The organism is Legionella sp. (genome assembly GCF_049790535.1).
Classification (GTDB): domain Bacteria; phylum Pseudomonadota; class Gammaproteobacteria; order Legionellales; family Legionellaceae; genus Legionella.
In genome coordinates this window covers 1-7828 of the sequence record NZ_JBAQZB010000063.1, presented here as the reverse complement: position 1 = coordinate 7828, position 7828 = coordinate 1, and the positions used below count along the sequence as shown (strand labels likewise).

The following is a 7828-nucleotide window of genomic DNA, read 5'->3' as shown; positions in this document are numbered from 1 at the left end:
TAGGCCGAACTGTTCCTTGATGAAAGATACTTCGGTTCGAGTTCCATACAACCAGATATTGAACTGTCCTTTTTTAAACATCCGCATAATCTCAAAACCTTTAATCGTTGCATAGGCAGTTTTCATGAACTGAAATCCCCTGCCTGGGTTAATAAGGCGCTTAAGCTTTCCATGATCTGCTTCCAGGCCTGGGACTAAAGATCGTGCGGTGAAGTGCCAAAATTAGTCCTCACACTGGAAAATTTTTGATCTTTTCATCATAAGCCTCTTGTGCATTCGATAAAGATAATTTCGAGTACACTTCAAGTGAGGCGCGGGTTTCATGGCCTGAATAAGGTTGTATTAATGCATCATCAACACCTTGGCTTTTTAACCAAGTGAATAAAAAATGTCTTAATTTATGGGGTGAAACAGTATGGCTCATTCCCGCTATTTCACTGTATTTTTCTAACATTTTCCGTATGCCGCGATCTGAATATGGTCTTTTCCATGATGACTCAAATAAGCTAATCTGCTTGTTTTTATTAGCATTTGATACGTGCATCGCCAATGGTTCTCGAAAACTTTTTGGAAACGGAACTATTCTATCTTTTTTCCCCTTTCCTGCTACAATTCTCATCTGGCAACGATCAAAATCAATGTCTTCCACTGTAAGACGAATAAGTTCGCTGACGCGGATCCCGGTATAGAGTAATACTTTGATAATTATCATATCTTGCATATTTTTTGCCTGCCAAACCACTTCATAATACTTCCGCATCTCAGTTTCTGTTGGCACATAAGGTAGCTTTTTGGCTTCTGTAGTTACAGAAACATTGAGCTCTTTTCGCAAGTGCTGAAAAACAGCGCGAATATAATTATAATCAGGGGCCTCATGACGAAAATATTTGATAATTTGCATTGCTTTTTTATGTGGGCCAGTTCGTTTTTCCATACTAAGCCGCCTCTTTTAGTATAGGATGATTAACTGCAAGCCGTGTATTTAAATTTAATAGAAAAATACCATATGGATTGAGGTGTTCATGGAGTAAGGGAGTGATGGTTCGCTTATCTTCCAGCACCATTTTATCTAGCCAATGTGACTCTTTAATCACTTGCTGTAGCATCAATGTATTAATATAAACCATACATAGTTGCAGTAGATGCAGACAGAGCATGGAGTCTTTCGGTAAATCTTCCTCAGGATTCCTGTATTGATAGGCACCTTGTACCCATATTTCTTTGACACGCAGCTTATCTCGTAGATTTCTAAGAACACAGATTTCATAATTGATGCGATTAATACGTTCACTATGCTCTGTGTTTTCGATAACAAAAGACCGATGTGATTTTTTCACAGCACCATCAATAGGAACTGCAAGCTTTGTTGAATAATAGGTTGTACCACTGTCCAACTCCGATTGGATCATATCTAAAGCTTTAATGATCGGTTGATAATGCGTATTACGTGTATCGAATTCTAGTAACTCAAGAACAGGTGCTATCATGCGACGATAATGATGCACATAGGAGTTTCTTGCACGATCATGGATCAGGCTATCATAGGTGTTTTGTTTTTCAGGATCTTTCTTGTGGATAGCCTCCAAGGTTTCTTTTGAAACTACCGAATATATAGCGGTTTTGATAACCTCATCTTCGCGCTCAAGAATTGTGCTAATTAATGTGTTGAGCAAGACCTTTCGATTACAGTTTTTTTTAATTTCAATTACTTTTGATAATTCTTTTCTCAGTTTATTTTCACCCGATGTAATTATCTTTTTTGTTAATCTGATTAAGAGTTCAACGAGATTGTCAGTAACTTGCAGTTTTTTGATGAGAGAAAAGATTGCAAGCAATGCATATCGATGATTTTCAAGCATTGCCTTAATGGCGCTAGGATATTTAGTGCAAATATTGCGGTAATAACGCTGTAGTAATTTGTTTGGGATGTTCTGGAGGCAGTCAGGTAAAGAAAGTGTTTTTAAGAATTTTAGTTTCTTTGCTTCGCTGAGTATCGTTTTTAACGATAAACCTCCTGGCCATCGTTTAAAAACAGATAATCTCGACATGTTATTTTGTTCAATCAACAATAATTCATCAAGGCTAGTTTTGGTGTCATTATCCAGTCCTGTAAAAATCAATTCAAATAGTAGTTCTTCATGTTGATGCCTCGCACTTTTAATAATTCGCTCTAATGAGTCATCGCTAGGACGTTCAATTTTTTGTTTTACTAAAAAATCAGTCACCCGTTCTTTCAGTTGTTCCAAGTTCAATGTTTCTTGGGGAAATACCGTATCAAACAACCAATTTTTAACCAATACATCATCTTTTTGACTGATAGCTCTTGACTGAAAATAATTTCTTATTTCTTGGCAATATGTCACTTGTGTTTTTTTAGGTAAGGGTTTTATCTGTGGGGATAAATCTAAGTTTTTAGCAACTTTGTAAACTATCTTAGTCGATATATTTTCTATATTTTGAAAAAAGGCCATGTGTATTTCATAGTGCTTCAATTGCAGCGCAAAATAGAGGCGATTTTTTGTATGTTTGGTTTGAAGTAGAGTGAGTTCTTCGTCATTAAACTGCCATCGGGATCTCGTCATGCCTTATCCTGATTCAATACATTAATTTCATGTAGTTGTTTGGCATTTACAATGGCTGCATGTAGTTTGGCTTCCATCAGGGCTTTAGGCGGTAATTGTGTTAAATATTGAGAAACATGAATACCAGCTTCATCTAACTCAAGGTATTCGACATCTTCTTCATCTTTATGTGCACAAAGAATAATGCCTATTGGTTTTTCTTCACCGGGTTTGCGCTCATTTTTATCAAGCCAACGTAAATACCACTCCATCTGGCCTTTATGCTCTGGTTCAAAGCGATCTAATTTTAATTCAATCCCGACCAATCGACGCATACCCCGGTGGAAAAACAATAAATCAAGATATCGGTCTTTTTGTTTTGTCGCCATTCTTTTTTGACGAGCTACAAAACAAAAATCAGTTCCAAGTTCTTGAATGAATTCTTCAATATGATCAAGGATGGCGTGTTCTAAATCTGATTCTGAATGCTTCGTTTTAAGTCCGACAAAATCCAAAAAAAAGGGGTCTTTAAATACAAGATCAGGGGTTAACTGCTGTGTTTGTGCAAATTTTTCAAGTTCATATTTAATGATATCCTCAGGTCGCTTACTAATAGCTGTCCGCTCAAACAACATGGAGCCAAGCTTTTCTCGTAATGTCCGCACGCTCCATTGCTCAATGCACGCCATATGCAGATAAAAGTCTCGCTTCATCTCCTCATCCATCTGGCAAAGCAATACCACATGAGACCATGACAATTGTCGCGACACTGTAGCGACAATCTTATGATTTGAGTAAAGTTTAGCAAAACGAACCATCCTAAATAACGCTGACCGACTATAACCTTTACCAAATTGCTGACTTAATTGCTTTGAAACACTCTCAATAACTTGATCACCATATTCTGCTCGTTTATCAGCGAGAATTTCGTCATTGATCCTTTTTCCAATAGCCCAGTAGAGTAAAACAACCGTTGAATTTACTTCTGTTGCAACCCGCTGTCGACCTTGGTGAATTAATTGAACGACATCGACCATTAGTTGTTTGTATTGCGGGCTTTCTGGCAAAGATATATTTTTATTGCTCATTAAAGTTCCTATAACGGTCTGTATCGGAAGTAAATGCCGCGCCGCCTTAATAATTTAAGAGCGGATTCTAGCAAAAACAACCAAAGAACGAAAGTCATTTGTAAATTCGGAAATTTAATAATTTTGGTACTTCATCGCACGATCTTTAGTCCCGGGCCCAATTATCGTTCCAGGACTTCATTACAGCAGGGTATTTTTTACCCCATTTTTCACCGAGCTCTAGCAGATAATGTTCAGCCATCTCTTTACTAGAAGCTCGATAAACCAGCTTTAAATCAGCCATAAAAGTTTTTTGGTCTTTACTTACAACATATTTCAATGAATTACGTATTTGATGAACGATGCATAGCTGAATTTCTGATTTTGGAAACACATCAGCAATAGCCTCAGGAAAACCCTTCAAACCATCAATACTTGCAATAAGTAGGTCTTCAACACCGCGGGCACGTAGGTCATTAATGGAGTACATTTTGCGCAAGAATTAAGTGGGAATGTGTCGATTAAAGAAATTTTCCGTTATGCAAAACCAAGTCAAGAAGAAATGCAGAATACCATTGAAGAATTATTTGAAAGCTAATTATTTAGGGTGAGTTGATGAATTACGAAATAGTTTCCATTGAAGAACAACCGCTATCTCGCCTTCTGGTCATACCTAAAATTTCAACATCCCAACAATTATGTGACTGGAATTACATTAGTACATAAGCTATCTTGGCCAGGGTATGTAGGAGATGTGACACTGTTATTACACAAAGCAGCACAATAAACATTACCTGGAGTGCCGGCGAGATCCGCAATCGTCAGTGAAGTATCAGAGAATATTGTTACGCCATTAAAAACACCAGTAGATATTAGTGTAGAAATGTTACAAACTCCACCAATATCGTTAAAAGCATAGTATCTGAGACTTTGACCACTTGCTCCGACTACTCCCAATTGGGAAAAGACAGCGCCAGATATGTCTCCTGTGGAACCAGTAACTGAGTAAAGAGTAGGTAGCGTGGGGTTTACTAATTGAAACGAGATTGAGCTTCTTAATGGTACTCTGCCGCCAATATTCACCAGCATATCCTGAGAAATAAACTGGCCACCTTGTCCTGGTTGTGTGGCAACTTCAATACCAATCTGGCAGACTGAAGGGAAAATTCCATTTGCTGCGAGTAGCCCATTACCGCAATCATTGGGTACCTGGATGCGCGTTATCGGTGATGAAATGCCTGTTATTGACAGCGGTAAAGCTTGAGGAACGTAATTGCTAATGCTGTAAGTATATGTACTTCTTACTCCTGCAACAGAATTTACAGGAATAGCAGGTGTTGGTTGTGATAGCGTAACGGTAGGCTTCGCAAATGCCAATGGTGACATTAATAAACCAGTTACTCCCAAAGAAATCATCCGTAGCTTCATAAACGTATCCTTAAATAATTTAAATTTTTAAACTGAGTCCAAACAGAAGATTTTGAGTTTGGAGTGAAAAGCTAGGGGCTGCTGATAAACTCACCCCATTAGAGGACCCATTCCCAGGAGAGCCATGACCCAAAAAGGCATAGATGTATTCTGCGGTGATATTAAGACGCTCAGTGAGCGCGACACTAAATCCCACTCCCGCATCCCAAGCGACTTTAGCGGTTGTATTCTTCGATAATGATAGGGCGCTGGATGGAACAATGCCTGACCCAGTTGCGGTTTCATTGTAAGACAGGGTGTTCCATGTCGCACCAATACCTAAAATAGCATAGGGAGAAACTCTTTCCCATACAAAAAGATTCGGCTTAACATCAAACATTAAACGTGTACTTGTGACCGGTACTTTAAAACTGTAATTATTAAATTCAGGAAGTCCAAATTGCCAAACACTACCCCTCAAGGTGGCAAATGTTTGATATATGTTCAATTCAAGTAATAAATGGTTGAAATAGCGCTGCTCTTGCAGTAAGTTTTCAAAAAGAGAATAACCTACACCGGCTTTCCAGGCACCATCTGTAGAAGTAAGATTGACGTGATTACTATCGGTTTCAAAGGGAGAAATAACAACGTGGGTGTTGGGAACATTATACCAGTTAACACCTCCTGCTGCTGAAACTTCAAACTTATTATATGTGTTAGTAGAAGGCCCCATTGTGCCAGCTTGCGTGCACGTTGCAGTGAGCAACAGGGCAGACCACGTTAATCTACCCTTTTTTCCTTGTTTTAAAATCATTTTGCCATCCTTAGAGGCCGAGGGTATTATCCACGACGCGACCATTTTTATGTTAAAATTAAAAACAGATTATCTGCCCAAGAAACTTTGTTTTCAATAGGGGTTAAAGTGATTTTCTTAAAACAAAAACCCTATTACTCCGGAAGTTAAGGAGCCGAGCACCACACCAATTTTTACTAATGGCATTAAATTCAAATCACTATACTGATAAGCTAGCGAACCAATAAATAAACTCATGGTAAAACCAACGCCGCAAATTAATGCAATGCCATAAACTTATTGAATCGTTACATTATCTGCCTCAAGGAGTTGTTTAAATTTCACAAAATAACCAAGAGGTAAGAATATACCGATTTGTTTCCCCAACAATAAACCAATTCAATACCTAAAACAATAGGATGGGCAAACATTGAGGTTTTGTCGCAAGAAATTGTCTTCCAGGATAAGATCTGCATTTTTCATGAGGATAGGTCAACGATGCTCAGCTTTAAATGGAAACATTTTAAACAAGATATTATTTTAATGCTGGTAAGATGGTATTTGGCCTACTCACTGAGTTATCGGGATATTGAAGAGTTGGCGTTGGAAAGAGGACTGAAAGCAGATCACTCGACTCTCAATCGCTGGGTGATTGAATATGCACCTCAACTGGAAGAATCTTTTCGCAAACGCAACAAGCGTTCTATGGGTATTTCTTGGCGCATGGATGAGACCTATATCAAAGTGAAAGGCCTATGGGTATACCTTTATCGGGCTGTAGACAGAGAAGGCAATACCGTTGATTTCATGTTATCAGAAAAACGGGACGAACCAGCGGCACGGGCATTTTTTGAGAAAGCTATGGGCTCAAGCGGCATTCCAGACAAGGTAACCATGGATAAAAGTGGCGCTAACAAAGCTGGAATTGATACAATTAATTTACATTTAGCGCTGTTGTTTATGTTGGGTGGACTGTTCGTACAGCTCACTGTGAGACAAATCAAATACCTCAATAACATTGTGGAACAAGATCATCGATTCATTAAGAAAATCACCAAGCCAATGAAAAATTTTAAGGCATTTCACTCTGCGGATGCAACATTAGCCGGTATTGAATTGCATCACATGCTCAGAAAAAAACAGCATACCCAATCGGCCAATCAAACTATTTTTGAACAGTTCTATGGACTGCCAGCCTAAACTCGTCCAAAATAACTCCGTTCGTCATCAAAAATATTTTTGCGACAGAGCCATTAATTAGGATCAAATGATCCAGATTATTCCTTGGATGATGTCATTAACTTTAAGGCGGCGTAAGAATATGCCTACAGTATTAAGTATTAGAGGTTATCGGTTTTTCTTTTTTAGTTTAGAAGGAAATGAGCCACCCCATATTCATATTGAACATGGTGATAAGGTTGGAAAATTTTGGCTGAATCCAGTCAGTTTAGCAAGTTCATATGGTTTTAGAAGTCATGAATTAAGCAAACTTAGACTGTTAGTAATTGAACATAAAGAATTATTTTTGGAGAAATGGCATGAGTACTTTAGCAATTAAATTTGATGATCATGCAGTTGATGTTAATTTTACTAAAACTTCATTGCATTTTGTATTAGCTGATGGTCGGGAAATTTTAGCTCCATTGGAATGGTTTCCAAGACTTCGAGATGCAACAGATGCTGAACGAAAAGACTGGCGCTTTATTGGTAACGGGCTGGGCGTACATTGGCCCAAGATTGATGAAGATATCTTGGTTAAAGCCTTAATGTTGGGAGCCGATTAATGTGTCACTTGACACGCGACTTTAGATGTTCCGCGAATACAATAATTATGCAATTAGTCAATCATAGATTAACACATTGTTTTCATATGCATTACTTTGTTTTTTAAACCAATATTTAACTTCCAATGCTTCACATTATTGGCATATAACCGATGTGGTGCGTCTTTTACTAGAAGACAATGCAAAAAATATTATTATGAGGGATGAAACATTTTA

General features: G+C 38.1%; 8 protein-coding genes and 3 pseudogenes. 3 read left to right on the top strand and 8 right to left on the bottom strand.

Annotated elements, in window-relative coordinates:
* From WA877_RS03425 to WA877_RS03390, 8 genes and pseudogenes are all read right to left on the bottom strand, one after another.
* Positions 1-204 (bottom strand): annotated as a pseudogene (locus WA877_RS03425) (DDE-type integrase/transposase/recombinase); the annotation flags it as partial.
* A gap of 25 nt (positions 205-229) precedes the next feature.
* Positions 230-934: a tyrosine-type recombinase/integrase gene (locus WA877_RS03420; RefSeq protein ID WP_425169528.1), complete on the bottom strand. Its 705-nt coding sequence runs from the start codon at positions 932-934 to the stop codon at positions 230-232.
* Between the two features lies 1 nt (position 935).
* Positions 936-2582 (bottom strand): DUF4158 domain-containing protein, encoded by a 1647-nt coding sequence (locus WA877_RS03415; RefSeq protein WP_425169527.1) that lies wholly within the window; start codon positions 2580-2582, stop codon positions 936-938.
* Positions 2579-3649 (bottom strand): PDDEXK nuclease domain-containing protein, encoded by a 1071-nt coding sequence (locus WA877_RS03410; RefSeq protein ID WP_425169526.1) that lies wholly within the window; start codon positions 3647-3649, stop codon positions 2579-2581. Before WA877_RS03410 ends, WA877_RS03415 begins: the two co-directional genes overlap by 4 nt.
* A gap of 157 nt (positions 3650-3806) precedes the next feature.
* A pseudogene (locus WA877_RS03405) lies at positions 3807-4109 on the bottom strand (transposase); the annotation flags it as partial.
* A 215-nt stretch (positions 4110-4324) separates the two neighbouring features.
* Positions 4325-5056, bottom strand: coding sequence for a hypothetical protein (locus WA877_RS03400; RefSeq protein WP_425169525.1), 732 nt, complete (start codon positions 5054-5056; stop codon positions 4325-4327).
* A 19-nt stretch (positions 5057-5075) separates the two neighbouring features.
* Positions 5076-5849: an outer membrane protein gene (locus WA877_RS03395; RefSeq protein WP_425169524.1), complete on the bottom strand. Its 774-nt coding sequence runs from the start codon at positions 5847-5849 to the stop codon at positions 5076-5078.
* A gap of 117 nt (positions 5850-5966) precedes the next feature.
* Positions 5967-6262, bottom strand: a pseudogene (locus tag WA877_RS03390) (Na+/H+ antiporter NhaA); the annotation flags it as partial.
* Between the two features lie 64 nt (positions 6263-6326).
* Between WA877_RS03390 and WA877_RS03385 the strand changes: the two are divergent.
* From WA877_RS03385 to WA877_RS03375, 3 genes are all read left to right on the top strand, one after another.
* Positions 6327-7028: an IS6 family transposase gene (locus WA877_RS03385; RefSeq protein WP_425169523.1), complete on the top strand. Its 702-nt coding sequence runs from the start codon at positions 6327-6329 to the stop codon at positions 7026-7028.
* Between the two features lie 67 nt (positions 7029-7095).
* A complete protein-coding gene (locus WA877_RS03380; protein WP_425169522.1) occupies positions 7096-7386 on the top strand; it encodes a DUF4160 domain-containing protein in 291 nt (96 codons plus the stop codon).
* Complete coding sequence (locus tag WA877_RS03375; RefSeq protein WP_425169521.1) at positions 7367-7612, top strand: DUF2442 domain-containing protein; 246 nt, start codon at positions 7367-7369, stop codon at positions 7610-7612. Before WA877_RS03380 ends, WA877_RS03375 begins: the two co-directional genes overlap by 20 nt.
* The last annotated feature ends 216 nt before the right edge of the window (positions 7613-7828 follow it).